We start from the raw sequence: 25,105 nt of genomic DNA on the forward strand, positions 1-25,105 counted from the left end.
TCAAGCCAGTTTCGGGATGCCGGGGCCTCGCGCATCCTCGACCGCGAAGCTGAGTGACCGGGCAATGCGTTCGGCCCGCTCGATCACATGGGCGGCGCCTGCGGGTGTGCAGATTTCGCTTGCGCTCTCGAGAAAGAGTGTGAGCCACCGCTCGAAATGGTCCCAGTCGATCGGCAGGCTGATATGCTTGGGCACCGGGGGCGCCGTGATAGCGGCCTGTCATAAGCGCGACAGAGGACCAGAAAGCAGTCATCCGCTCTAGATGCGGTGGCCAGTCTTTGATGCGCGCCGCGAAGATGGGGCCAAGCACGGTGTCCTTGCGGATCTTGCCGTAGAAGGCATGGACCAACTCGCGCAGGACCACTTCATCAAGCCCGGTCCGTGCCTCCAGATCTGCCGTGATCTGCGGTCGCGCAGAGGGGGTGCGCGACGAGGAAACCTGGATAGATGACATCAGTGCGGCACCTTGTTCGCAGTTGCATTGACGGGGCACGTATCTAAATTGGTATTATAGATGCCGATTGAAGTCGAGTGCAATCGGGCGAAACCGCGCAGAGCCCGACTGGCGGCGATCGGCGCGGGACCTGGGAATGGGAGGCGGTGCGATGAGCGAAGTGTCCAAAACCGACAGCGGGTTCGTTGTGGAAGCAGCCGCCATCGCGCGAGCCTTCAGGATCACGGAAGAGCAGGTCCGCGACGAGATGCGGACTGGACTCATCAGCAGCCGCTCCGAGAGAGGGTCGGGCAAAGACAAAGGACGCTGGCGCATCACTTTCTATCGTGCCGACCGCGCGTTCCGCCTGGTTGCCAACGCAGAAGGAGAGGTGCTGTCGCGGGGAAGCTTTCCCGTCACCCCCCGAGCGCGAGCAGTGCGCCGGGATCGGCACTTGTCGGGTGGCGAGGAACGCTAGATCCACGATCAGGCACCAAATCAAGTTCCGCTTTCTTCTGCTGACCACCCTTGGCCCCAAGCGGTGCGCGGCCGTGTCACACGCAGCATCCCCCCCCCCCGACATATCGAGAAAATTTCTGCGATGTCTGTCAGCCTGGAAGGACATGGCCATGCCTGAGCATACGGGGTCATCGATACCGCGCCACCGAAGGCTCGAAGCAGGTGGAAGATCGACGCGAGGAAAACGCACCGCATTTACAAGAAGTTGGGCATGAAATTCAGGAACAAGACGCCGAAGCGTCGGGTGAAGGTGAAGGTGAAGTGCAGGAAGGACCGTGCGGAAGCCGTCGGGCCGAACGATGTCTGGCCCATGGACTTCGTGCACGATCCGCTCGCGACGGGCCGGAAGATCAGGGTTCTGACCCTGGTCGATAGCCGATGTCGCGCTGCACATGACAAAGATCTGTCCGAAGCGTTGATCGACGGCGGCAATGGTATTTCCGATGGCATTGCCGAGATTGAAAAGCTTTGCAACGAGCATGGCATCAAGCCGAACGGCGAGCATTGCAAGGGTATGGAAGGGCTGGTCAAGGAGGCGCGCGCTCACGGTCTGTCTGACGAAATAACGGATGCCGAGGTCCGAGACGCGGCCGTTCTGCAGAAATGCCTTGACCAAACATATGACGGTGACCGCCGAATGACCAAGATCGCTACGAGTGGTGGGGTCAACAAGGAAGCCTCGGTCTGAGGTCAGATGTCGTTCTTGGGCAGCGGGCACGCAAGGCTTAGCGTGCCCGTTCTGTCCGACCTTCTCGATCATAGCCCGTTTGACGACGAAACCGATGCCGTGACAGCCTGCGGTATTTGAGACGAGCGCAATGCCACGAAGCAGCTGCCGCTTGCAGTGCCGTTTCTGTCATTCCTTCCCGCAGGAACAGAAGGCTTGCGACGCCCGGGCAATCGCGCGCGACGAAGCCGAGCTGCGGGTGCGCATCGCCGTTATCAACAGCTACATTGCCCCCGGCATTCCTGTCACCGTGCCCGCAGAATAAGTCCGTTCGGGAAAAGGGACCCGCGCTTGGACCCCGATTCATGCGACAGCGCCCTGACAGGATATCCGGGTTCGTCACATATTCATCGGCACGACTGGCTGCACATCTTGTGCAGCCGCGAATTTTACTGTCGGGCTTGAATTTTCCGGCTATCGCTTCCGGTCAAGATCAGCGCGCCGTCTGGACTGATTTCGAACGCGACTTGTCCCTGCAGGATGGTCAAAAGCCGGTGTTCCTGTTCCATAAGCGCCTCGGGACAGGCCATCATCGTTGTGCCGACCTGTTCAAACGTGATCGTGTTGTCCGTGGGAGTGGACAGAACATGGGGGTCATGCGGGGCGTTTTCTGTTTGCGACGGTCAGCCGACCATCGAGAACTGCGGCCCTTGTGACGGCTACTCGGTGAGCCCCTTTGGGCGACCAACGCATCCTCCTGCGCTTTCCCATGCGGGCATTGGCAATGTCATCAACTGATCCTTCGGCACGAGAAGACGAGATGGGCAGCCCGTTACGGTACCGTCGGCCATAGTCGACAAGGGCTTCCATGTTGTTCGCGAGATAGGTGTACAGTGTCTCGCAGCGGGCCTGCACACGAGCGGCAGCGGTGCGGACAGCCAGAGGTTCTTCCCCGAGGCCGACGCAATCATGCATCAGCGCCTTCAGATATGTTTCCGCCACCCGTGCTCTGCCATGCCAAAGCCGCCAACGGAGGCTTTTCGCGGGGCGCTGGAACAGCACTGGAACTCCAGTGAACCCCGGTGTCTGGACCAGACCCTGAACGGCGGCCTCGATATGTTGAATGCGCATCGAGATGTGCCACCAGTCGAGGATATGTTTCACCTGACCGTCGCCACCCACGGCATTCCGTATGAGGTTCGGGAGAGCAAGCTCGCCATCAGAGATTACCGTCAACAGACGGCCTGGCTTCCATCCATAGTCGGACAGCTCTTTTCGGATACGGCTGCCTGGCGATGCCGTCGCATTGGCGACCAAGCCAAATCGTCGGCACATATTGCGACTTTTAATCTTGCCGACCACAAGATCCAGGTGTCGCTGCTGATACTCCGGTCGACAGCGGATATGCGCACCGTCCAGAAAAACCGTCAAACCACCTTTGGGCGGGGCTTCAACGGGATCGCCTGATGCCCTTCGACTTTTCTCGAGCCCAGTGGCTACTCTTCCCAACCGGTCACGCACCGTGGTGTGATGGGGCGGATGGCAGGGGAGGAAGCTTTTCATCAGCCGCGCCGCTTCGCGAAAGGTATGCCGGGAACCAAGGTCCGCATGTAGCCGTTGCAGCTCCGGGGTAGCCCGGTCTGGAAAGAAATAGGCCAGCGGAGAAATAGGTCCACCGGGCATCGCCGCTGACCTGGCATCACACGAACAGCGGCGCATGCGCGCGGCTTTGACCCGAACCCGCCCAAAGAGCGTGTCGAGATCGCGCGTGCGATAGTCATGAATGGCACGAACCGAGGCGCAATCCGGGCATACGCGGCTTTCTCGAATGATCTCATCGACCCGATCGTAAAGGATTACCCTCTGGATCTGTTCGAGGATCCTTTTCCCATCCTCGAGGCGCAGCCCGATCCCGTCTGGGCAGGTCACCCGGTATGGTCGAGAAATGCCGTCAAGCTGATGAGTGCGCTTCTCCCCGTTGTCGAAAGTCGTTTCGATTGTAATCCGTACGTCCATGGCAGCCCCCCATACAAAGAGCTTACCTTAGCACAGGCCAGATCACCGACGACGACCCCCATGTTCTGTCCACTCCCTACGGTAGTACCAACTGTCCGTCATCCCATACCCGTTCTTTCCTCGACCCGGCTGCCGCTTGGGGTCGAGCGCACGTAAAAGCCTTGTGGAATAGCCTCCTGCACCAGCCCGACGTGCGAGATCAGGCCGACGGCCCGGCTGCCCTCTGTCAGCGCAGCAAGAACTTGGATCACCTGATCCAACGTGCCCGCCCCATTCTCGGTGTCGAGGCTCCCGAAGCCTTCATCGATAAAAATTGTGTCCATCCGGATCTTGCCCGAAAGGCTCTCGACCACATCAGCTAGCCCAAGCGCGAGGGCCAGTGCCGCGATAAAGGTTTCGCCGCCTGACAGCGTTACTGTCGGGCGCGCCTTGCCGGTGTTGATGTCGAAGACCGCGATTTCGAGCCCACGCTTGCCGCGACCGCCAGATGCCTCGAGCCCACGCGTTAGCCGGTAGCGACCACGCGTCATAGGGTCGAGCCTCATATTCGCCGCCTCGAGAACCTGGTCGAACATTGCTCCGATCGCGAAGGTCTCGAGTGTCATCTTGAAATCGTTCTTGCCGTTAGCCAGATCAGCCAGCCCCCGAAGCGGACCGGTCTCGGTTTCTAGCCGCTCGGTTTCGGTCAGAGCCGCAGCAAGCGATTCCTTGAATTTGGTCAGTGACAATACATCCGTTTTCGCTGAGGCGAGTGCAGCATTGGCCGCGTTCACGGTCTGGGTGGCGTCTGCCAACGCCAGCTGTAGCGGGCCAAGATCCGGGCGTTCACGATCTGCGCAAGCGGCTGTGGCGTTCTGCAATGTCGTGCGAGCCGCGATCAGGCCCTCACGATGATCGGATACCGTCTTCTGGTCGGCATCGAGGGTCGGGAAATGCGCCTTGCAAGCATCATATCCCGCTTTGCCCAGCCCGACCTCGGCAAGCCGAGCACCAAAATCATCTTGCGCCTTTTTCACGCGCTGTTGCTGCGCGTCGCGCGCCCGCTTTGCTGCTTCAAGCTGCTCTTGCGCACGGGTGAGCATTTCACTGGCGGCTCGGTCCTGTTGCGTCGCCACTTCCAGCGCCTCGGACAGTTGCCTTTGCTCTCTCTGTAAAGCCTCCCGGCGAGCGACAACCGCCTCGGGCGTGCGCAGACCTTCCGGCAGGGCCTCGATCACTGTGTCCAGCTTGGCACGCGCGCCGGCAAGATCGGTCTCGGCCTTTCCCGCAGCGGTGCGCGCCGTAGCCTCGGCAGCTTCAGCCTCAGTCAGTTTCAGCTTGAGTTGGGCCAACTGCTCCGTCATCGCGTCTAAATCGACCGCTTCTCCAAGCGCGGCGACGTCGCCTTCAAGCCGTGCGATTTCAGCTTCAAGTTCCACCAACGTGCGCTCAGGACTTTCCTGTTCCTCCAGCGCCCGCTTCTTTTCGTCGAGCCGCATTCGAAAATTGCCGAGTTCGCTTTCGGCCCGAACTCTGGCTTCGGAGGCAGTTCTCGCCAGAACCTGCGCGCTCCGAAACGCTTCGGTCAAACCAGATTGTTCGGACGTACCATGGGCAGGCGCGGGATGATCATGGGAACCACAGACAGGGCAGGGCGCTCCTTCGGTCAACTTTTCGGCCAGAATGATCGCTTGCGTGCGCGAAAGCCGTGCCTCGGCTTCTAGCAAGCCCGCGTCAGCGGCTCGTGCAGCGTCAGTTCTTGTCGCCAGTTCGCTCGATGCCTCATCGACATTTCGTTGAGCATCCGCGACAGCTTCTTGCGCCTTAGCATACGCCGCTGCCTTGACCCTTTCTCGGTTGACCTCGGCCAGCTCACCGGTCAGCTGGCCTCGCTCCGTTTCGGTCCTTCGCGCTTGATCAAGCGCCAGATCGGTCGCATCGCGCTGAGACTTGAGCTTCTCTCGGGCATCTATGGCCTCGGTCAGAGCCTTCTTCGCTGAAGCTTCGTCCTTCGCAGCGTCGTCAAACGCGCTTCTATGATCCGCTGCCTGCCCGACCTGCTTCTCGATCGCCTCCAACCTTGTCAGGTCAGCCTGAACTTGTTGCCGTCGGTCATCGCCAGACTGTGCCTCAGCAAGTTTCTTTTCCGCCAATTCCTTCGCGCCAGTGGCGATGTTAAGTTCCGCCTCGGCCTTCGTGACAGCCTCCACCGCTTTCAGGCTATCCTGCTCCGCATCGCGCGAAGCCGTCTCAAGATCACGGGCCTGCAAGGCATTCCGGACAGCCTCAATGCGCTTGGCCAGCTCTTCGACCTCGATCGTTTTCTTTTCTAGATCATTGACAGCCTGCTGTGCCGTGTCGGCAGCAGAAAATGCCTTTTCGATTTGCTCGCCTTCGGTCAGAGCTTTGCGCGCGGCTTCGTTGGCCATCTCCGCGCCGCGCTGAATGCCCTGCTTTTCTTCGACTTTGGCTTCGGCTGTGGCAATTCCGAGTTCCAGCGCTTCGGCGCTTTCGAAGCCACGTTCCTCGAGTCGAGCCACGTAGAGAGCCCGCTGGTCGCGCAACGATCGTTCTGCCTCTGAGGCTTCTTCCTTCAGCCGTGCGGCGAGATCGCGATAGATCTTCACGTCGAAGAGATCCCGTAATATCTCGACCCGCGCATCCGTTTTTGCGGCCAGGAACGTCTCGAACTTACCTTGCGGTAAGAGCACGATCTGTCGAAACTGATCTGCCCCGTAGCCAAGCAGCGCCTCGACTTGCTGCCCTACTAGCGAGACCTTCTTTTCCGCAATGACACGGCCAGACTGACTCGGACCAAGAGTGTCCACCGGAATCCCGGTGACGTCGAATAACGAGGCTTCCGCCGCGTCCTCAGTGGTCCCTTCACCGCGTGCCTTCGGACGTTCCTGCGCCGGACGACGACGGATCAGGTAGGTCTTGGCGCCCAGCTCAAAGACAAATTCGACTTCGGTAGGTAGATCCGCCGCGGCGTGATCCGAGCGTAGTGAACGTGGTTCCTGATCAGTCTTGGTCGGCGCCCCGAATAGCGCGAAGGACATCGCCGAAAACAGCGTCGACTTTCCCGCGCCGGTCTGACCATAAATTCCAAACAGACCCGTCTCCAGCGCGGACCGGAAATCGACTACCTCGATTGTCGCAAATGGCCCGAAGGCTTGAAGCGATAGGCGAATGGGTCTCATGTCTGATCCACCCCGGAGGCTACTGTGTGGAGCTTTTCCGCGATGATCGCGACTTCGGTGGCGTTTGGTTCCCGGCCGCGCACAACCTTCACGAAGTCGCCAATCATCTCGATCGGCGTGACCGCGGCCCGCCCGCTGCCGAGCGCCTTGGTCTCCGCAGCGCGCTCCTGCCGGGCATAGGCCAGATGGCAAGCATTGGGATAGGTCGCGCGTAACCGTTTCATCGGATCGATTAGAGGGTTTTCATCCGTCAGGATAGCCTGGATGAAATCGTCAGACGGCGTTCCTTCCAGAAGATCCGAGAATGCCCCGGTAAGCGAGCGAACCTGCCGGATCGGTCGGAACGGTACGATGCGGATCTCGACCCCTTCAGCTTTAAGATCGACGACTGTCATGGATTTTTCATTTCCCGCCTCGTCGAAACCGAAAGCAAGCGGTGCGCCGGAGTACCGAATATGGCTCGCGCCCACTTCCTGCGGCTTGTGCAAATGCCCCAGTGCAACATAGTCCGCCCCATCGAAGACATCGGAGGGAACAGTTTCTATGCCTCCGACTCGCGTCAGGGCGCGCTCGGTCTCGCCGACCGCACCCCCCGCGACGAAAGCATGGGCCACGACGACCCAACGCGCTCCATCAGGCACCTGCCTCCTTGCCGCAGCGATCTGGGCGGCAACTACCTCCGCCGGCGCATTAATGCTTTCATCCCTGAACACCTCGCGTGCGGCGTATTCATAGGAAAAGGGCAGTGCGGAAAAGGCGACCTCGCCCTGCGCGTCACGCAGCACCAGCGGCGCTTCCACCGCATCGGCAATCCCCCGCACCAGCACACGAGACGCGGTGGAAAAGACAGACATAGCCTCGATCCTGTCGCCAGAATCGTGGTTTCCAGAGATCATCACCACAGCGGCTTCGGTCTCCTCTGCTACACGCTTGAGGAAGCGATTGAACTGCCGGATCGATGAATTGGGCGGAGAGGCACGGTCAAAAACGTCCCCCGCGATGACAAGAACATCGGCTCGTTCGACCACAAGCGCGTCAAGGATCTGACCCAGGATAACCTCATGATCCTCCTCGAGGCTCAACCCCATGAACTGCCGTCCCAGGTGCAGATCTGCCGTATGAAGTAGTCTCATGTCGCACCGTCATTTATTGCACATGTAAAAATTATATGGACAATTGTAGAGAGTCAAGGTATCCTTCCCCCATGCCCTTCGAAGACCTCAAACACGCCCAACGTGCGCGCCTGAAGTATCTCGACAGATTGTTTTTCTGGGACGGGGCAGCGACTCGCGCTTCCTTGATCAAGCGATTTGGTATTTCGAATGCACAGGCCGCTCTCGATTTTCGCGCTTACCTCGCTGAAGCGCCAAAAGACGCACTGCATTATGATGCGTCGTCGCGCCAATACCTTGCCCATGACAGCTTTGAACGGCTCAGTGGCAAGGCGTCCTCGATGGAGTTGGAGCAACTCTTGGTTGGCGCACCATTTTCCGCATTCGATAGATTGCCAGATTTGCAACGCACTCAGGACCTGCGTGTCTTACGGCCGCTCTACCGTGCCTTCAGGGCGAAAGAGGCAACGAGTATCGTTTATCAATCGATGCGAGATCCAGAACCGATGACTCGCTGGATTGCACCTGTTCGGTTCGCTTCTGATGGCGTTAGGCTTCACGTACGAGCCTGGTGTTTTGAACGTGAGGGTTTCCGTGACTTCCATCCTGCTCGCATAGACCCTGATCAGTCTTTCGCAAGAACCAAGCCAGCCGAGGCAGTGCCCCGAGATGACGATTGGTTCACTTGGGCCATCCTGAAACTCAAACCGCATTCAAGATTGACTGAGGCGCAGCAGCGCGTGGTCCGCATTGAATTTGGGTTCACCTCAGATGTGCTTGCGGCCAGAACCCGGAAAGCACTTGAGCTCTACACGGAACGCCGGTGGGGTCTTGAGCAAAAGGAACCTCGCCTTGAACGGGTCTCTATCGACTATGTCCCAATGACCGAGGAAGAGATCGATGCAAATTGATATGCGCCGTATTGATGGGTCCGTTGCATTAACTAGCCGACCACCGCAAGTTCCTTGAGTTGGTAATGATGGGGGGGCCGATGGCACAGCACAAGAATCCGTTCAAGCGGCATCGTTTTCCTCGGGAGATCATCCTTCTAGCGGTGCGCTGGTACTGTCGCTACCCGCTGTCGTGCCGCGACGTCCGCGATTTGCTGGCCGAGCGCGGGGTGACAGTCGATGCCTCCACAATCCACCGCTGGGTCAGGAAGTTCGGCCCCGAGATCCGCAAACGGGCCTATGGTGGCCATCGTTCCTGGCGCGGGCAGCAGTGGCATGTCGATGAGACCTACATCCGCGTCGGTGGACGCTGGTGTTATCTATGGCGCGCCGTCGATCAGCTCGGCCAGTTGATCGATTTTCGGCTGACGGCGCGGCGATCTGCCAAGGCTGCAAGGGCGTTTCTGCGGCAAGCCCGAGAGACCGTTCGCCTGTATCAGCCCCTGACCATCGTCACTGACAAGGCGCTCAGCTATGCCAAGGTGATCGGCGAGATCAACGACCGGCTCGGGCCAGAGCACACAATCCGCCATGTCGATCGCAAGTACCTGAACAACCGGATTGAGAGCGATCATGCTGCAATAAAACAGCGGCTGCGGCCGATGCGTGGCTTCCAGACCATGGCCGGCGCCAAGGCCGCGCTCGCCGGGATCGAAACCTTCCGCACCATCCGCAAGGGTCAGTTCGAAAGCTGCAGGACCGGAGTTGAAAACGAGATCGACTTCGTCGCCAAACTCTTCCCGGAAGCCGCTTGATGATCGCAGCTCCTGCTTTTACTGCGCCGAAGCGGCATTAATGCAACGGACCCACATAGACCGTGTTGTTGAGCTGGAAAAAGAACTGGCGGTCGCCCACGAGAGAGCCAATGGCCTGGAAGCCCAGAAGGATCAGATGGCAGATACGATCAACGATCTACGGAAGCGCCTGGACAGCTCCGAAACCCGCGTGACGGCGCTTCTGGCCGATGATAACCCAAAGCGCGGTTCTTGGTGGCCTTGGAAGCGATCCTGACCAATGCAACAAAAACTTGCGACACGAAAATCCCTGATTTTCCGAAGGCCGCCGATCTGTTGCACGTTTTAGGAGTTGTGCAACATTGACTTATAATTAGGCGGCATACTATATGCTGCCGCATGATACTATTGGAACAAAAGCACCTAGCCTTGCTCGATGAGGCGCAACGCCGTGGACAGCCGGACACGGACAACATGCGCCTCTGTTTCGAGGTCTTGGCGCTGGCCTCGGGCATCGACCGGGCTTGCGCTGCGCGCCTTGCGCCGCATCGCCTCTCGGAAGGGAAATTCGTTCTGCTGCTCCTGCTGCGCGACCTGCCGGAAGGGCTTGCGCCGCACGAGCTGGCCGAACGGGCCGGCGTCACGCGCGCCACGATTACCGGCCTTCTGGATGGATTGGGGCGGGACGGCTTCCTTGCCCGGCATCGCGATCACGAAGACCGGCGCAAGGTCACGGTGCGCCTGACGGACAAGGGGCAGGCCGTGGCGCTCAATCTGGTCAATGAGCATAGCCAGTGGATTGGCTCCCTGTTCGCGGGCTTCGACCAGCACGAACGCGAGGCCCTTAGCGGCCTGTTGCGGCGGGTTTGGCGCAATGTGGAGATTCCAGCGAAGGACAGCGCGGCCGTTGCTGCTGGCAATCCCCGGTGAGTGCTGGCCGGTCGGGAAAACGTGTCGCGGATATTGAGCCGGCCCGGCTCGCCCTGCTCAATGCCGGCGCTGTCGAGGCCGCCACGCTGACCGAGTGTCTAGCCGTGGACTTCGCGGCCCTTATGCGCGCCGCTCTCCCCGAAATTGGGGAAGATGCCATAACGACGATGCAGCAAGCGGCGGGCGAGGGCATTTCTCGGCGCATGGCGCTGGCCGCGCGCCTGATCCATGAGCGGCGGGGCCTCGCTGCCGTGGGCGAGCTGCGCGACCGTGTATCCGATACAGCGCGCGGTTGGGCCTGTTTCACGATCGGCGCGGCCGAGGACATGACCCTTGCCGCCCGGCTCGCTGCGATCCAGCCCTTTTCCGACGATCATCATTTCGGGGTGCGGGAATGGTCATGGATGGCCGTTCGGCCTCACATCACCGCCGATCTCGACAACGCGATTGCGCTGCTCGCTGGCTGGACGGCTGAACCGTCCGAACGCTTACGGCGCTTCGCCAGCGAGGCAACCAGACCGCGCGGCGTCTGGTGCACCCATCTTGGCCCGCTGCGGCAACAGCCAGAAAAGGCGCTGCCTATCCTCGAACCGCTACGGGACGATCCTGCCCCCTATGTGCAGGACTCCGTTGGCAACTGGCTGAACGACGCCAGCAAGGACAGGCCCGATTGGGTGCAGACGCTCTGCGCCCGATGGTCGGCAGAAAGCACCACGCCCGCAACCGCCCAAATCTGCAAGCGCGCCCTGCGCTCGATCAACCGCAAGGGCTGACATACGAAAGGATCGCTCACATGGCGCACTATCTGGCCGAACTCTATTCCCCGAAACCCGCATGGCTGGCGCTCGACCAGAACGGTCGCCAGCAGTTTTTCGAGGCCATCGGCTCCGGCATGGGAGCGCTGTCAGCCCTTGGCGTGGAAGCGATCGCCTTGGGTGAGACAGACGCCGCGATCCTTCATGCCCCGTCACAAAAATTCTTCGCGATCTGGCGTGCGCCCGACGCGGCGTCGATCACCGCCCTTGTGTCAGGCATCGCCGCTTCGGGATGGCATGACTATTTCGACACGATCAACGCAACCGGCCCCGGCGTCGATCTGGACGGCCATCTTGCGCAGCTCGCGGCACTGTAGCCGTCGCCTGTCGCAAAAATCCAAAAACCCGCGACAACCGGCGCTACCGTCAAATTCGATGACCCTACTGGAGCCGTTCGGCAATCCATAGCTTGATTAGCGATTGCCGCGTCACGCCCAAGTGCCGAGCCTGCTTGTCGAGGCCCTCGACGACCCACGCCGGAAAATCCACGTTCACGCGCTTGGGTTGGTCGTTCGGACGCCGCGCCTGGGACCAGTCGATTGCATCGCTCACGTTCTCATCGGTGTCGAATTTCTTATCGAACTCAGTTGCCTTCATAGTAGCTGATCTCCTCTTTTCGGGCGCGGCGCACCGAGATGATCCGCACCGCATTACCTCGCGGCGTCCAGACGGCTGCCCAGTGCTTGCCCTCGATCTTCCCAATCGAGATGAGCCGCGGTTCATCCTCGGTCTTGGCGGGCGCTTCGAGCATCCACGGGTCATCCCAAAGAGCCTGTGCCTGATCGAAGTCGATGCCATGCTTCGACAGATTCGAGGCACTTTTGGCGGGGTCATACTCAAAATCCATGCGTAAATATGGTATAGTAATTATCCATTTTCAAGCATGGTTCTGCGTGATCACCGCCGCCAGCCCGACCCTCCGATATTCGGAGGTCTCCGGTCCGAGCTGGCTCCGCGCATCATTCCGACCGGCCCCCAAGTGGCAGGGGCTGGATAGTGCGCAGCCGCCCCTTGGGCGGCTTCCGGCGGGAGGTCCAGGAGGGGCTCTGATGATGGGTTGGGTAGCCCCTCCTGACGGCACTTGTGCCAGATTGATCCGGACAGGATCAGGAGGAATTGGCTATGAAGGAAGTCTCGATCATCGGCGTTGACCTGGCGAAGCAGGTCTTTCAACTGCACGGAGCGACAGCGGAAGGCGAAGTCGTGTTTCGCAAGAAGCTGTCGCGCAAACAGTTTCTTGCGTTCATGCAGAGGCACCCCGGATGTCTCGTTGCCATGGAAGCCTGCGCGACAGCTCATTATTGGGCGCGGACGTTGGCGCCGATCGGGCACGAGGTGCGCCTGATCGCCCCGAAGTTCGTCAAGCCGTATTTGAAGAACCAGAAGAACGACATGGCGGATGCCGAGGCCATCGCGGAGGCGGCCAGTCGACCGACCATGCGTTTCGTCGAGGTGAAGACACCGGAGCAGCAGGGTCTCGGCATGATCTTTCGGCTGCGTAATCTTCTGGTCGGGCAACGGACGCAGACAATCAACGCCTTGCGCGGACATCTCGCCGAGTTCGGGCTCATCGCCGGCAAGGGGCGCGAGAACATCGACAAACTGCGGGCCGCTCTGGAACCGGGCCACGATGGGACGAAAGACCTCCCTCCGGCCGTTCATCATATGGCACAGCTCTGCTTCGACCAGATTGATGACCTGTCCCGACGGATCGCCGAACTTGACGCACAGATCGCGGCGGCGAGCAAGCGGTCGCCTTTCTCTGCCCGGCTGCAGAAGATGCCCGGGGTTGGCCCGGTTACGGCGATGGCATTGGCCGCTTTCGCCCCGCCTATGGAGACGTTCCGTCAGGGGCGTGATTTTTCGGCCTGGCTTGGCCTCGTTCCACGACAACATTCCAGCGGTGGCAAGCAACGGCTCGGTCGCACGAGCAAATCCGGGCAGCGGGATATCCGAAGATTGTTGATCATCGGTGCCATGGCAGTGATCTCCGGTGCCAAGATCAAGCCGCCTGCGGAAAACTCCTGGCTGGGGCGTATGCTGGCCCGCAAGCCCCGGATGCTTGCGGCCATCGCGTTGGCGAACAAGATGGCTCGCATGTTGTGGGCCATGATAACGAAGGATGAAGAGTTTCGAGGGGGACCGCTGATGGCAAACTGATGAAGTCAGCAGCACCGCCTCGAAAATGCGGGAGAAGCTGAAGCTTGTATGAAACCGATCGACCAGATCGGGGTTGGGGAAATCAGGGTCACATGGAGAGCTCCGAGCTCGTTTTGATGTTTTGACCACAGCCCGCGGATCCCATACCGGCCAAGAGGCAGCACGCCTCGCGAAAAGGCCTGACACATGGACGCATTCGATCGTATCATGCCAGCCGAGGCGACAGCCCGCTAAAACCGGGGCTACCCACACATGATGTGACCGCCCCCCGACGGCATCTCTGTGCCAAGGTGGGTCTGCGATGATCCACAAAGGAGGACGGTCATGTCGGAGATTATCACGGTCGGGCTCGATCTGGCGAAGAATGTGTTCCAGGTGCATGGGGCGGACGCCGCAGGCGGTGCGGTGCTACGGAAGAAGCTGCGGCGCACGCAGGTGCTGGGGTTCTTTGAGGCTTTGCCGCCTTGCGTCGTGGCGATGGAAGCCTGTGGTGGTGCACATTACTGGGGTCGAGAGATTGGCAAGCTTGGACATGAGGTCCGGCTGATCCCTCCGGCCTACGTGAAGCCCTTCGTCAAACGGCAGAAGAATGACGCCGCCGACGCCGAGGCGATTTGCGAAGCTGCACAGCGTCCGACGATGCGCTTCGTGTCGGTGAAGAGCGAAGAGACCCAAGGGGCGGCGATGGTGTTCCGCGTGCGCGAGTTACTGATCCGGCAGCGCACCCAGGCGATCAACGCCCTGCGCGGTCACCTTGCCGAGTTCGGGCAGGTTGTGCCGCAGGGCGCTGCCAATGCCTCGAAGCTGATCGCCATCGTCGAAGATCCAGAGAGCGGGTTGCCCGCCGAGGCGACAGCCACCCTGCAGGTTCTGATCGGATCCTTGGCGCACCTCGAGGCGCAGATCGGGAGGCTCGATGCCGAGATCTCACGCTGCGCCAAAGAGAACGAGGTCGCCCGACGGCTGATGACGGTGCCGGGCATCGGCCCGCTGATCGCGACGGCCATCGCGACACTTGCGCCGCCTCCCGAGACCTTCCGGAAGGCCCGGGATTTTGCAGCCTGGCTCGGGTTGGTGCCCAGGCAACACTCGACCGGTGGCAAGCAGCGCCTCGGAGCGACGACGAAGATGGGCGAGCGGTCTCTCAGGCGGCTGCTGATCATTGGCGCCAACAGCGTGATCATCAAGCGCCACGTCCATCGTGAAGCTCAACCCGGCACATGGCTGGGGAACATGCTGTCGCGCAAGCCGTCGATGCTGGTGCGTGTCGCGCTGGCGAACAAGATGGCGCGGATTGTCTGGGCTTTGATGGCCCGCGGTGGCGTATACCAGTCTCCGGCCGTGGCAGCGTAAGCAGCCGTCGGTCGCGAGGACGTCGGAGCGGAAGAGGGCAAGGAGCAGTTTGGCGCAACAGTCGTGAGACGGGATCGGGAGAACCAGTGTGCAACAGAGTGCCTTTGAGCACGCGGCTTTGATCTGGACCCGACCTTCGAACACCATACGGGCCCGCGGCATGACCAAGGCCGCATCAGAGGCCGGACACATGTCAGCACCCGGTGACGCGCGGAAAGCAGCTCTGAAATTACCCCTTGCGCAAGGGGCGGTTACACATGTTGCACAAATCGGCTGATGGCCGGGGTTCCCCTTTCCCCGGACAGACTTATCCCACGGGCTCTGTGACAGGGATGCCGAGCGCGGTGTAGCCGTTCAGAACGGCGATACGGACCTGAAGCTCCGCGACCTGTCGGTCGAAGTCCCGCGCCATGAGGCGCTGCCCCAGCAGTTTCACACAGTGCATCTTCGTTTCGACGCGGCTTCGGCGGTGGTATCCGCTCCATCGTCGCCAGAGAGCACGACCGAGGTATTTCGATGCCCGCAGCGCTTCGTTTCGTGCGATCGCGCCGGCGGTGACGGTCTTCCACGGCTTGGCATTCTTGCGAGGCGGAATGACAGCGCGGGCGCCGCGGTCAGCGATTGCATCGTGGCATTTGCGGGTGTCGTAGGCACCGTCGGCAGTGACGCTGCTGATCTGCTCGTACGCTGGGATCTGGTTGAGCAGGTCGGGTAAGACCGGTGCATCGCCGATATGGCTCCCTGTGACCTCGACTGCGCGAACCTCCAGTGTTTCCTCGTCGATCCCGAGATGGATCTTGCGCCAGACGCGCCGTTTGGGTCCACCATGCTTGCGGGCGTGCCACTCGCCTTCGCCCTCGACTTTGATACCCGTGCTGTCGATCAGCAGGTGCAGCGGCCCCTTGGAGCAGCGATACGGGATGTTCACGGCCAGGGTCTTCTGGCGGCGGGACAGGGTGCTGAAGTCGGGCACCGCCCAGTCGAGGCCGACCAGCCGCAGTAGGCTTTCGACGAAGCCTGTCGTCTGCCGAAGCGCCATGCCGAACAGCACCTTCATCGAAAGGCATGTCTGGATGGCGGCATCGCTGTAGGTCTGCTGGCGGCCACGCCTACCTGTCGGCGCGGCATCCCAGCTCATCTCGGGATCGAACCAGATCGTCAGCGAGCCGCGGCGCTTGAGCGCTTCATTGTAGGCTGGCCAGTTCCTGGTCCTGTAGGTCGGGGGTGTAGGTCTGCTCATGTATCCCAGCTACCACGCTGGATTCATGAGATGAATCCCACACGGGATTTGTGCAACATGTGTAACCGCCCCTTGCGCAAGGGGTAATTTCAGAGCTGCTTTCCGCGCGTCACCGGGTGCTGACATGTGTCCGGCCTCTGATGCGGCCTTGGTCATGCCGCGGGCCCGTATGGTGTTCGAAGGTCGGGTCCAGATCAAAGCCGCGTGCTCAAAGGCACTCTGTTGCACACTGGTTCTCCCGATCCCGTCTCACGACTGTTGCGCCAAACTGCTCCTTGCCCTCTTCCGCTCCGACGTCCTCGCGACCGACGGCTGCTTACGCTGCCACGGCCGGAGACTGGTATACGCCACCGCGGGCCATCAAAGCCCAGACAATCCGCGCCATCTTGTTCGCCAGCGCGACACGCACCAGCATCGACGGCTTGCGCGACAGCATGTTCCCCAGCCATGTGCCGGGTTGAGCTTCACGATGGACGTGGCGCTTGATGATCACGCTGTTGGCGCCAATGATCAGCAGCCGCCTGAGAGACCGCTCGCCCATCTTCGTCGTCGCTCCGAGGCGCTGCTTGCCACCGGTCGAGTGTTGCCTGGGCACCAACCCGAGCCAGGCTGCAAAATCCCGGGCCTTCCGGAAGGTCTCGGGAGGCGGCGCAAGTGTCGCGATGGCCGTCGCGATCAGCGGGCCGATGCCCGGCACCGTCATCAGCCGTCGGGCGACCTCGTTCTCTTTGGCGCAGCGTGAGATCTCGGCATCGAGCCTCCCGATCTGCGCCTCGAGGTGCGCCAAGGATCCGATCAGAACCTGCAGGGTGGCTGTCGCCTCGGCGGGCAACCCGCTCTCTGGATCTTCGACGATGGCGATCAGCTTCGAGGCATTGGCAGCGCCCTGCGGCACAACCTGCCCGAACTCGGCAAGGTGACCGCGCAGGGCGTTGATCGCCTGGGTGCGCTGCCGGATCAGTAACTCGCGCACGCGGAACACCATCGCCGCCCCTTGGGTCTCTTCGCTCTTCACCGACACGAAGCGCATCGTCGGACGCTGTGCAGCTTCGCAAATCGCCTCGGCGTCGGCGGCGTCATTCTTCTGCCGTTTGACGAAGGGCTTCACGTAGGCCGGAGGGATCAGCCGGACCTCATGTCCAAGCTTGCCAATCTCTCGACCCCAGTAATGTGCACCACCACAGGCTTCCATCGCCACGACGCAAGGCGGCAAAGCCTCAAAGAACCCCAGCACCTGCGTGCGCCGCAGCTTCTTCCGTAGCACCGCACCGCCTGCGGCGTCCGCCCCATGCACCTGGAACACATTCTTCGCCAGATCGAGCCCGACCGTGATAATCTCCGACATGACCGTCCTCCTTTGTGGATCATCGCAGACCCACCTTGGCACAGAGATGCCGTCGGGGGGCGGTCACATCATGTGTGGGTAGCCCCGGTTTTAGCGGGCTGTCGCCTCGGCTGGCATGATACGATCGAATGCGTCCATGTGTCAGGCCTTTTCGCGAGGCGTGCTGCCTCTTGGCCGGTATGGGATCCGCGGGCTGTGGTCAAAACATCAAAACGAGCTCGGAGTGTCCGTCGTCAGAACATTTGGCGCAGATTGGGGCGTAGACTAGCGGAGAGCGGGCCTCGTCTGGGATTTGATGTTAGGCTGTGAGCTTGCGGTGCTGCAAGCGCCGATATTCGATGGTTTTTCGTTTGATCCTTTCGCGCTGTTTGATGATGGCCTGTGCCCTGCCGAAGTAGACATCGGCAGGCGTCACGTTGGCCAGGCTCTCGTGGTAACGCTGGTTGTTGTAGTGCTCGACGAAGGCCTCGATCTGGGACTCGAGGTCGCCGGGCAGGAAGTAGTTCTCCAACAGGATGCGGTTCTTCAGGGTCTGGTGCCAGCGCTCGATCTTGCCCTGGGTCTGCGGGTGGCACGGCGCGCCGCGCACATGGCTCATCTTGTTGGACTCGATGTATTCGGCCAGCTCGCCCGCGATGTAGCTGGGGCCATTGTCCGATAGCAGCCTGGGTTTGTGTAGAACGGTGGCGCTGTCGCAGCCCGAGGCGGCGAGCGCGAGGTCCAGCGTGTCGGTCACGTCCTCGGCCCGCATGTTGGTGCATAGCTTCCAGGCGATGATGTAGCGCGAGAAGTCGTCAAGCACCGTCGAGAGGTACATCCAGCCCCACCCGATGATCTTGAAGTAGGTGAAGTCGGTCTGCCACATCTCATTCGGCCGCGTGGTCTTGGTGTGGAACTGATCGGCCGCCTTGATTACCGTATAGGCTGGGCTGGTGATCAGGTCATGGGCCTTGAGCAACCGGTAGACCGTGGCTTCCGACACGAAGTAGTGTTTCTCGTCGGTGAAGCGCACGGCCAGTTCGCGTGGGCTGAGGTCGGTCGCCTCCAACGCCATCTCGACGATCTGGTCCTGGATGTCCTCGCCAATGCGGTTCCACACCCGGTTCGGTGCCGAAGGGCGATCCTCCAGCGCTTCCGGCCCACCTTCCCGGTAGCGGTCATACCAGCGGTAGAAGGTCCGGCGGGCAATGCCGAGCTGGTCCAGCGTCCGCCTGGCCGGCAGGTGCGACTGCTCGACGATACGGATGATCTCCAGCTTCTCGGATGCGGGATACCTCATTCGTCGTCGCCCCCATCCGCGATCATGCTTTTTTTAAGCAAGCGGTTTTCCAGCGTCAGGTCCGCCACGCACTCCTTCAGCGCACGGGCTTCGCGGCGCAAGTCCTGCACGTCACCGGAGGTCGCCGCACGGGCGGTGTCCCCGGCCAGGCGGCGTTTGCCGGCTTCCATGAACTCCTTGGACCAGCTGTAGTACAGACTCTGCGCGATGCCCTCTTTGCGGCACAACTCGGCGATACTGTCGTCACCGCGAAGACCTTCAAGCACGATGCGGATCTTGTCTTCGGCCGAGAAGTGGCGGCGGGTCTGACGCCGGATGTCCTTGACCACCCGATCTGCAGGGGGCTTGGTCGGCGATTTTGAATTGGAGGATTTGGGCTTCATCTTCGTTCCTTCGTCACTACGACGAAGCCCAAATCCTCCTTAAATCACAACCTCAAATCTGTGCCATAGCCGCTGACGGGGGACAGTCACCACATCGCCCCCGCAATGGGTGAAAACGGTGTCCAGATGCATCGCCGCGCGCGAACTGGGCATCTGGCAGGCGATCACCCGCGTCACGTCGCCACCCTCGAACAGCGCCTCGGCCAGTTGGCCCACCGCCTGCGGGGTCGATCGTTCGCCCATGCCGACCATGACGACACCGTGCCCGATTGGCATGATGTCGCCGCCTTCCAGCGTGGCCGTCCCGAATTCCCGCGTCGGATCGCCGAACCAGACCCGCACTCGATCCGCGAATGTCGGATAAAACCGGTAGACTGCTGCCATCAGCAGCGTTTCGGGCCGCCGTGCCGCGAAATGCATCGGGTTCAGGCTCACGCCGCCATAAACCCAGGCTGAATTGTCGCGGGTAAAGATGAAATTTGGCAGCGGCGGCAGCACGAAACCGTGGGGGCCAAGGTAGCTGCCGAACATGCCGGAGGGCGTGAAAGGCAGATCGTCCACCCGGATGCCGCCGACCAGCAAACGGGCCAGTTCCGTGCCGGGCAGACCCTCCATCCAGGCACGCAAGTCGTCCCGCATCCCCACGCCGACGTCATTGCGGGTGATGCGGTGGTCGAGAACCCAGGCGCGCGCGTCGGAAATGTCCAGCGTCTCGCCCAGCAGCGCCATCGCATCCAACACCTCGACCCCTTCGCCGCGCATGACATCGGCAAAGACGGCGTGATCCTTGATCGCCTGTTTGACCCAGAACACATCGTCGAACAGCAGGTCTTCGCGGTTGTCCGGTGTCAGACGGCGATGCGCCAGGCCGGGTGGCGATACGATCACCTGCCGCAATGTACCGGCTTCGGAATGAACGCCCAATTTTGGTTCAGACATCTGGAATGCCTCCTTCTTTCTAATCAGAGAATGGCGGCCAGGCTGATCCCGGCCGAGATGAAGACGACGAGGATCAGCAGCAGGGGCCAGACGAAGACGACCCAGCGGTCGAACGACACGCGCCCGATGGCCAGACCGCCGATCACAACCGCAGAGGTGGGCGTGATCAGATTCACGAGCCCGCTCGCCGATTGATAGGCCGTCACCACGAGGTCACGGCCGACCCCCGCGAAATCCCCCAACGGGGCAAAGATCGGCATCGACAGGACGGCCAGGCCGGACGACGACGGCACGAGAAAGCTCATCCCGATCTCGATCCAAAGCATCAGGTTGATGAACGCGACTTCCGGCAGGCCGCCGAGGGTATCGGCGGCACTATTCAGGATCGTGTCGGCAATCAGGCCCTGCTCCATGATCACCACGATGCCGCGCGCCAGACCGATCACCAGCGCAACTCCCAGAAGATCCTTCGCTCCGTCGACAAAGGACGACGTCAGCTTCTTTTCGCCCATCCGTGCGACCAGCCCGACGACGATGGCCATGCCGAAGAACAGCGCGCCCATCCGAGCCATCCACCATCCCTGGCTCGAGACATCCCAAATCATTACCGCAAAGGTCGTAAAAAACAGGATCAGGACCAGCTTCTGAGTTCCGCTCAGCTTCGGCTCCTCGAACGTTGCATCCGTCTCGTTCAGAAAAAACTGCCGGTCGCTGTCGCGTTGCGCAGCGACGACGGACCGGGCCGGGTCGGCCTTAACCTTCGAGGCATAGCGCATGACGTAGGCCACGCAGATCGCGAGGCCTCCCAACAGAAGGACCAGCCGCAGCGCAATACCATCCGTGAACGGGATGCCTGCCGCGTTAGACGCGATTACCGTGGCGAAGGGGTTGATTGTCGATCCCAGCGTGCCGATCCCGGCACCGATCAGGATGATCGCCACGCCGGTCACGGAATCGTAGCCCGCCGCGATCACCACCGGGATCAGAAGCGCGTAAAAGGCCAGCGTTTCCTCGGCCATGCCATAGGTCGTGCCGCCCAGGGCAAAGAGCGACATCAGGATCGGGATCATCCAGATCTCGCGCCCCTTCAGCCGCACCATCGCCGTCTGGATGCCGGTGTCGATGGCATTCGTGGCATTCACCACGCCCAGAAAGCCGCCCAAAAGCAGTACGAACAGCGCCACGTCGATGGCATTTGCGGCATAGCTGTCGGGATCATAAAACCCCGCCACCGGTGCCAGCATGACGTCGATGACCCCCTGCGGATTGGGCTCGACCGTTTGATACGTACCCGGCACGGCGATCTCGCGCCCGACCTCTTCGTTCATGGCGCGGTCATATTGGCCCGCAGGGATAATCCAGGTCAGCGCCGCGACAACGATGATCAGGCCGAACAGGATGGAATACGCGGTGGGAAACCGCGCCGCCATGCCCTTCCCGTCCGGTGTCTTGGTCGATGATGTGTCAGACATCTCAAGTCCCCCTTATTCAATGTGATTTCTGCGAGTGTCCGGCGTGAAGCGGCACCTGGCCTGCCTGCGCATCGCCCTGACCGCCGCCGCTGGCGGACCCACTCTTGCCCGCACCAATACCTTCCAGCCGCGTTCGTTTCAGCAGCAGCGCGTTGACCGCCACCAGCGCGGAGCTGCCCGACATGGCAAGTGCTGCCACGGCGGGGCTGATGATCAACGGATAAAACACCCCTGCCGCCATCGGAAAGGCGACCACGTTATAAGCCACGGCCCAGAACAGGTTCTGGTGCATCTTGCGCAAGGTGGCGCGCGACAACTCGATGGCCCCCACGACATCGTAGGGATCGCTTTTCATCAGCACGACATCGGCGCTTTCCATCGCCACGTCGGTGCCCGCACCGATGGCAAATCCGACATCGGCCTGGGTCAACGCGGGTGCGTCGTTGACACCGTCACCGACCATGCCGACCTTCTTACCCTGGGCCTGAAGCTCTTTGACCTTCTCGGCCTTTTGGCCCGGAAGAACATCTGCCAGCACAATGTCGATGCCCAGCTCGCCCGCGATCCGCCTTGCGGTACCTTCGTTGTCGCCGGTCAGCATCGCCACCTCGACGCCGCGTGCGCGCAGCTTGACCACGGTGGCCTTGGCGCTCGGACGCGGCGCATCAGCGATGGCGATCAGGCCCAGCATCCGTCCGCCCTGCGCCACATGCACAACCGTGCGGCCCTCGCCCTTCAGGCGCTCGGCCTCCGCCGTCAGGGTGCCGACGTCGATACCCTCCTCGTCCATCAGGCGCCGATTGCCGACCAGCACGGTCTTGCCTGCGACTTCGGCGCGCGCGCCGCGGCCTTCGAGGTTGAGAAACTCGGCCATCTGCGGGACGTCGAGGTCCGCCGCGCGTTCGACAATGGCGAGCGCCAGCGGGTGGTCCGAGCCGCGATCGACGGCCGCCGCAGCCCGCAGCGCGTCATCCTCCGCGCCGCCTTCGGCGGCAACGACCTCGACCACGCGCGGTTCGCCCATGGTCAACGTGCCGGTCTTGTCGAAGACGATCACGTCAAGCTTGGTCGCGTCTTCCAGCGCACCGGCATTCTTGAACAGGATACCGTGCTGCGCCCCTAACCCTGTGCCCACCATCACCGCCATCGGCGTAGCAAGCCCAAGCGCGTCCGGGCAGGCGATGACGAAGACGGTGATCGTCAGCGTCAGCGCGAACAAAAGCGGAGAGCCGATCCACCAGAACCAGACCGCGAAGGTTGCAAGTCCGATCACGACGGCGATCAGCACCAGCCATTGTGAGGCTTTGTCGGCCAGAAGCTGGGCGGGTGCCTTGGAGTTCTGCGCCTCCTGCACCAGCTTGACGATCTGCGCCAGCGCGGTGTCGGCCCCGACCTTGGTGGCGCGGTACCGGAAACTGCCGCTCTTGTTGATGGTGGCGCCGATCACGGTGTCGCCGACGGCCTTGTTGACCGGCATGGATTCGCCTGTCAGCATGGATTCGTCGACCAGCGACGCGCCTTCGACAACCTCGCCATCCACCGGGATCTTGTTGCCGGGCCGGATCAGCACGATCTCGCCCTCAAGTACTTCGGAGGTAGGCACCTCAACGTCTTGCCCATCGCGGATAACGGTCGCCATCGGCGGTGCAAGATCGAGCAGTGCGCGGATTGCAGCGGACGCCCCGGCCCGCGCGCGCATCTCCAGCCAGTGACCCAACAGGATGAACACCAGCAGCACCGCCACCGCCTCGTAGAATTGCACGCCCGGAAAGAAGAAGGTAGACCCGACGCTGAACACATAACCGGTGCCAACCGACAGCACGACCAGGACCGCCATGTTCAGGATGCCGTTGCGCAGGGCGCGCCAGGCGGCGACGAAGAACGGCCAGCTTGGCCAGATAATCGCGGCACTACCCAGGAAGAACAGCCACAGATCCAGTTCCAGCCCGAAGGGCGGCGCGGGTGGCGTGAACAGGCCACCCATCGGCGAATAAGTGAAGATCGGGATGGTGAACAGCAGCGCCACCCAGAAGCGGTTGCGCATGTCGCGGACCATGCTGGCCATGTCCATACCACCGCCGTGGCCCATCTCGTGCGCCATCGCGTCGTGGCCAGCCGGGGCCTCCGCGCCAGACATTTGATGGTCGGCGTGGCAGACATGGTTCGGAACCCGCTCCCCGGCGCAGTGGAATCCGCAGGCCTCAACCGTGTTGCGCAGCTCTTCCTCGCCCACTGCCGTCTCGTCGTATTGGACTGTCACGCTTTCCGATGCCGGGTTCGCTTCGGCTCTGTGCACTCCGTCGAGAGCTGACAAATGGCGTTCGACCGCGAGATGATCGAGTTCCTCGAACAGCCCGCGGACCTCAAGGGTCAATGATTTCATGTTGGCTCCTGTCCACTTTCCTTGCGATCGAGAACGACCGTTTAGGTAAATAGACGTTGCCCACTCTCTGACGTTACAACGTTGGTTGGCAAAAATCGTTACGGTTTGATTTTTTGGCGTGTTCCACCTTCTCGAGTAAGTGACCGAGATACGTCAGTTACAATTCATTTCGTAACGATATCCCTCGTTCAGCGTCTATTTCGATGCAGGGTTTAAGCGAACATGCGGCTGCTGTATGCGTTTTTCGAACATGAAGGCTGAACATTGACGGATTTCACGAAACCAGTCGGCAAGACGCACAAATCCTTTGCCCTCGTGTTAAGTGGTGGCGGGGCGAGAGGCCTGTCACACGCCGGTGTCCTACGCGCCCTCGTCGCAAGGGGCTATACCCCGAGCGCGATCGTAGGGGTGTCCATGGGTGCGGTCGTCGGCACCACATACGCCATGAACGACGATTGGTTCGACGCATTGGTCGCCATGGACACCAGCGGGTTTCCGGCAACCCCGGACTTTCGCTTGCCAGGTCTAACCGCTCGGATGAAAGGCCTTCGAACCGCTTTGCTTGCCGCGCGGGACATGTACTTCGGCTGGGGAGTTGGAGCGCCTACCGAGACATGGGGCCGCAGCGTCCTGTCAAGTCTGACGCAAGGTAAAAATCTTGAGAATGGTCGCATCCCGATCTTTGTCTGCGCGACGGATATGCTGACCGGGAAACGTGTGGTTTTCGGCAAGGGGAATGCCACAGATTACATCAATGCAAGCGCGGCGCTCGCCGGAATATTGCCACCCCTGGTCGATGGACCGCATGTGCTGATGGACGGGGCTTACGCAGACATAGCGCCGGTCGACGTTGCGAGGGCTACAAGTGCCGAGATCGTGATCGCCGTCGACCCAAGCCAGCGCGAAAACACCATTGGCCCGAAAAACGGGATGCAGGCGATGCTGCGATCCATAGAAGTCTGCCAGTATGAACATGCACGGTTGCGGTTCGCGCAGGCGGATCTGGTGATCCGGCCTGAATTCGGACGGTCGATCGGCACACTTGAATTCGGTCTAAAGCGCCACTGTATCGCGGCTGGGGCCGTGGCCACCCGCCGCGCTTATGGTGATATCGAGACGCTGCTTAATCCCGGGAATGCGGAGCGAATGGCCGAGCCGCTGGCAGGCTAGGATAGCAAGATCACCACTTTGACCGA

At 61.2% G+C, this 25,105-nt stretch carries 23 protein-coding genes and 2 pseudogenes; 12 read left to right on the forward strand and 13 right to left on the reverse strand.

Features of this window, described 5'->3' with window-relative positions:
- On the reverse strand, window positions 1-195 hold the full coding sequence (locus tag PAF12_RS19045) for a hypothetical protein (RefSeq protein WP_368045177.1): 195 nt from the start codon (window positions 193-195) through the stop codon (window positions 1-3).
- A 410-nt stretch (window positions 196-605) separates the two neighbouring features.
- On the opposite strand from PAF12_RS19045, the gene PAF12_RS17450 reads away from it, so the two are divergent.
- The 3 genes and pseudogenes from PAF12_RS17450 to PAF12_RS17460 all read left to right on the forward strand — a co-directional run bounded on the left by PAF12_RS17450 (window position 606) and on the right by PAF12_RS17460 (window position 1,944).
- A complete protein-coding gene (locus tag PAF12_RS17450; protein WP_271109790.1) occupies window positions 606-911 on the forward strand; it encodes a DUF6522 family protein in 306 nt (101 codons plus the stop codon).
- 204 nt (window positions 912-1,115) lie between these two features.
- Window positions 1,116-1,640: pseudogene (locus PAF12_RS17455) on the forward strand (DUF892 family protein); the annotation flags it as partial.
- 151 nt (window positions 1,641-1,791) lie between these two features.
- Entirely contained in the window at window positions 1,792-1,944 is a 153-nt protein-coding gene (locus PAF12_RS17460) for a hypothetical protein (RefSeq protein WP_271109791.1), read from the forward strand.
- 124 nt (window positions 1,945-2,068) lie between these two features.
- Here PAF12_RS17460 and PAF12_RS19050 read toward each other — a convergent pair whose 3' ends face one another.
- From PAF12_RS19050 to PAF12_RS17475, 4 genes are all read right to left on the reverse strand, one after another.
- Window positions 2,069-2,263: an META domain-containing protein gene (locus PAF12_RS19050; RefSeq protein ID WP_368045178.1), complete on the reverse strand. Its 195-nt coding sequence runs from the start codon at window positions 2,261-2,263 to the stop codon at window positions 2,069-2,071.
- 10 nt (window positions 2,264-2,273) lie between these two features.
- Window positions 2,274-3,635, reverse strand: a complete 1,362-nt coding sequence (locus tag PAF12_RS17465) for an ISKra4 family transposase (RefSeq protein ID WP_271109792.1) — start codon at window positions 3,633-3,635, stop codon at window positions 2,274-2,276.
- Window positions 3,636-3,733: 98 nt separating this feature from the next.
- Window positions 3,734-6,814: an SMC family ATPase gene (locus tag PAF12_RS17470; protein WP_271109793.1), complete on the reverse strand. Its 3,081-nt coding sequence runs from the start codon at window positions 6,812-6,814 to the stop codon at window positions 3,734-3,736.
- Window positions 6,811-7,947 carry an exonuclease SbcCD subunit D gene (locus tag PAF12_RS17475; protein WP_271109794.1) on the reverse strand — a complete coding sequence of 379 codons (1,137 nt, stop codon included), beginning with the start codon at window positions 7,945-7,947 and terminating at the stop codon, window positions 6,811-6,813. The genes PAF12_RS17470 and PAF12_RS17475 overlap by 4 nt, the downstream gene beginning before the upstream one ends.
- Before the next feature lie 71 nt (window positions 7,948-8,018).
- Between PAF12_RS17475 and PAF12_RS17480 the strand changes: the two genes are divergently transcribed.
- From PAF12_RS17480 to PAF12_RS17505, 6 genes are all read left to right on the forward strand, one after another.
- On the forward strand, window positions 8,019-8,837 hold the full coding sequence (locus tag PAF12_RS17480; RefSeq protein WP_271109795.1) for a WYL domain-containing protein: 819 nt from the start codon (window positions 8,019-8,021) through the stop codon (window positions 8,835-8,837).
- A gap of 80 nt (window positions 8,838-8,917) precedes the next feature.
- Window positions 8,918-9,631 carry an IS6 family transposase gene (locus PAF12_RS17485; protein ID WP_271109796.1) on the forward strand — a complete coding sequence of 238 codons (714 nt, stop codon included), beginning with the start codon at window positions 8,918-8,920 and terminating at the stop codon, window positions 9,629-9,631.
- A 40-nt stretch (window positions 9,632-9,671) separates the two neighbouring features.
- Window positions 9,672-9,887, forward strand: a complete 216-nt coding sequence (locus PAF12_RS17490) for a hypothetical protein (RefSeq protein WP_271109797.1) — start codon at window positions 9,672-9,674, stop codon at window positions 9,885-9,887.
- A 122-nt stretch (window positions 9,888-10,009) separates the two neighbouring features.
- Window positions 10,010-10,540, forward strand: coding sequence for a MarR family winged helix-turn-helix transcriptional regulator (locus PAF12_RS17495; RefSeq protein WP_271109798.1), 531 nt, complete (start codon window positions 10,010-10,012; stop codon window positions 10,538-10,540).
- Window positions 10,537-11,313, forward strand: coding sequence for a DNA alkylation repair protein (locus PAF12_RS17500; protein ID WP_271109799.1), 777 nt, complete (start codon window positions 10,537-10,539; stop codon window positions 11,311-11,313). Before PAF12_RS17495 ends, PAF12_RS17500 begins: the two co-directional genes overlap by 4 nt.
- 20 nt (window positions 11,314-11,333) lie before the next feature.
- Window positions 11,334-11,672 carry a DUF6616 family protein gene (locus tag PAF12_RS17505; RefSeq protein ID WP_271109800.1) on the forward strand — a complete coding sequence of 113 codons (339 nt, stop codon included), beginning with the start codon at window positions 11,334-11,336 and terminating at the stop codon, window positions 11,670-11,672.
- Window positions 11,673-11,736: 64 nt separating this feature from the next.
- On the opposite strand, the gene PAF12_RS17510 is transcribed toward PAF12_RS17505, so the two are convergent.
- Window positions 11,737-11,952, reverse strand: coding sequence for a hypothetical protein (locus tag PAF12_RS17510; protein ID WP_271109801.1), 216 nt, complete (start codon window positions 11,950-11,952; stop codon window positions 11,737-11,739).
- Entirely contained in the window at window positions 11,939-12,202 is a 264-nt protein-coding gene (locus PAF12_RS17515; RefSeq protein ID WP_271109802.1) for a BrnT family toxin, read from the reverse strand. Before PAF12_RS17515 ends, PAF12_RS17510 begins: the two co-directional genes overlap by 14 nt.
- Window positions 12,203-12,477: 275 nt before the next feature.
- Here PAF12_RS17515 and PAF12_RS17520 point away from each other — a divergent pair, with 275 nt between their 5' ends.
- Together PAF12_RS17520 and PAF12_RS17525 are read left to right on the forward strand one after the other, a co-directional pair.
- Window positions 12,478-13,515, forward strand: a complete 1,038-nt coding sequence (locus PAF12_RS17520; protein WP_036743765.1) for an IS110 family transposase — start codon at window positions 12,478-12,480, stop codon at window positions 13,513-13,515.
- A gap of 324 nt (window positions 13,516-13,839) precedes the next feature.
- The gene (locus PAF12_RS17525) at window positions 13,840-14,868 is read left to right on the forward strand and encodes an IS110 family transposase (RefSeq protein ID WP_009803435.1); all 1,029 of its coding nucleotides are present in this window, start codon (window positions 13,840-13,842) and stop codon (window positions 14,866-14,868) included.
- A 307-nt stretch (window positions 14,869-15,175) separates the two neighbouring features.
- On the opposite strand, the gene PAF12_RS17530 is transcribed toward PAF12_RS17525, so the two are convergent.
- From PAF12_RS17530 to PAF12_RS17555, 6 genes and pseudogenes are all read right to left on the reverse strand, one after another.
- A complete protein-coding gene (locus PAF12_RS17530) occupies window positions 15,176-16,108 on the reverse strand; it encodes an IS5-like element ISPko1 family transposase (protein ID WP_271109803.1) in 933 nt (310 codons plus the stop codon).
- 316 nt (window positions 16,109-16,424) lie between these two features.
- Window positions 16,425-17,453, reverse strand: a complete 1,029-nt coding sequence (locus PAF12_RS17535) for an IS110 family transposase (protein ID WP_009803435.1) — start codon at window positions 17,451-17,453, stop codon at window positions 16,425-16,427.
- 298 nt (window positions 17,454-17,751) lie between these two features.
- Window positions 17,752-19,115, reverse strand: a protein-coding gene (locus PAF12_RS17540) for an IS3 family transposase (RefSeq protein ID WP_271106531.1) whose coding sequence is annotated in 2 segments (ribosomal slippage) — window positions 17,752-18,765 and window positions 18,768-19,115 — 1,362 coding nt in all. Because the reading frame shifts where the segments join, the coding sequence is not laid out codon by codon here.
- Between the two features lie 84 nt (window positions 19,116-19,199).
- Window positions 19,200-20,054 (reverse strand): annotated as a pseudogene (locus PAF12_RS17545) (arginine deiminase family protein); the annotation flags it as partial.
- 23 nt (window positions 20,055-20,077) lie between these two features.
- The gene (locus tag PAF12_RS17550) at window positions 20,078-21,526 is read right to left on the reverse strand and encodes a YfcC family protein (protein WP_271109804.1); all 1,449 of its coding nucleotides are present in this window, start codon (window positions 21,524-21,526) and stop codon (window positions 20,078-20,080) included.
- Window positions 21,527-21,542: 16 nt separating this feature from the next.
- A complete protein-coding gene (locus tag PAF12_RS17555; protein WP_271109805.1) occupies window positions 21,543-23,909 on the reverse strand; it encodes a cation-translocating P-type ATPase in 2,367 nt (788 codons plus the stop codon).
- A 315-nt stretch (window positions 23,910-24,224) separates the two neighbouring features.
- Here PAF12_RS17555 and PAF12_RS17560 point away from each other — a divergent pair, with 315 nt between their 5' ends.
- Complete coding sequence (locus tag PAF12_RS17560) at window positions 24,225-25,079, forward strand: patatin-like phospholipase family protein (RefSeq protein WP_271109856.1); 855 nt, start codon at window positions 24,225-24,227, stop codon at window positions 25,077-25,079.
- Window positions 25,080-25,105 lie beyond the last annotated feature (26 nt).

The organism is Paracoccus sp. SCSIO 75233 (assembly GCF_027912675.1).
GTDB lineage: Bacteria > Pseudomonadota > Alphaproteobacteria > Rhodobacterales > Rhodobacteraceae > Paracoccus.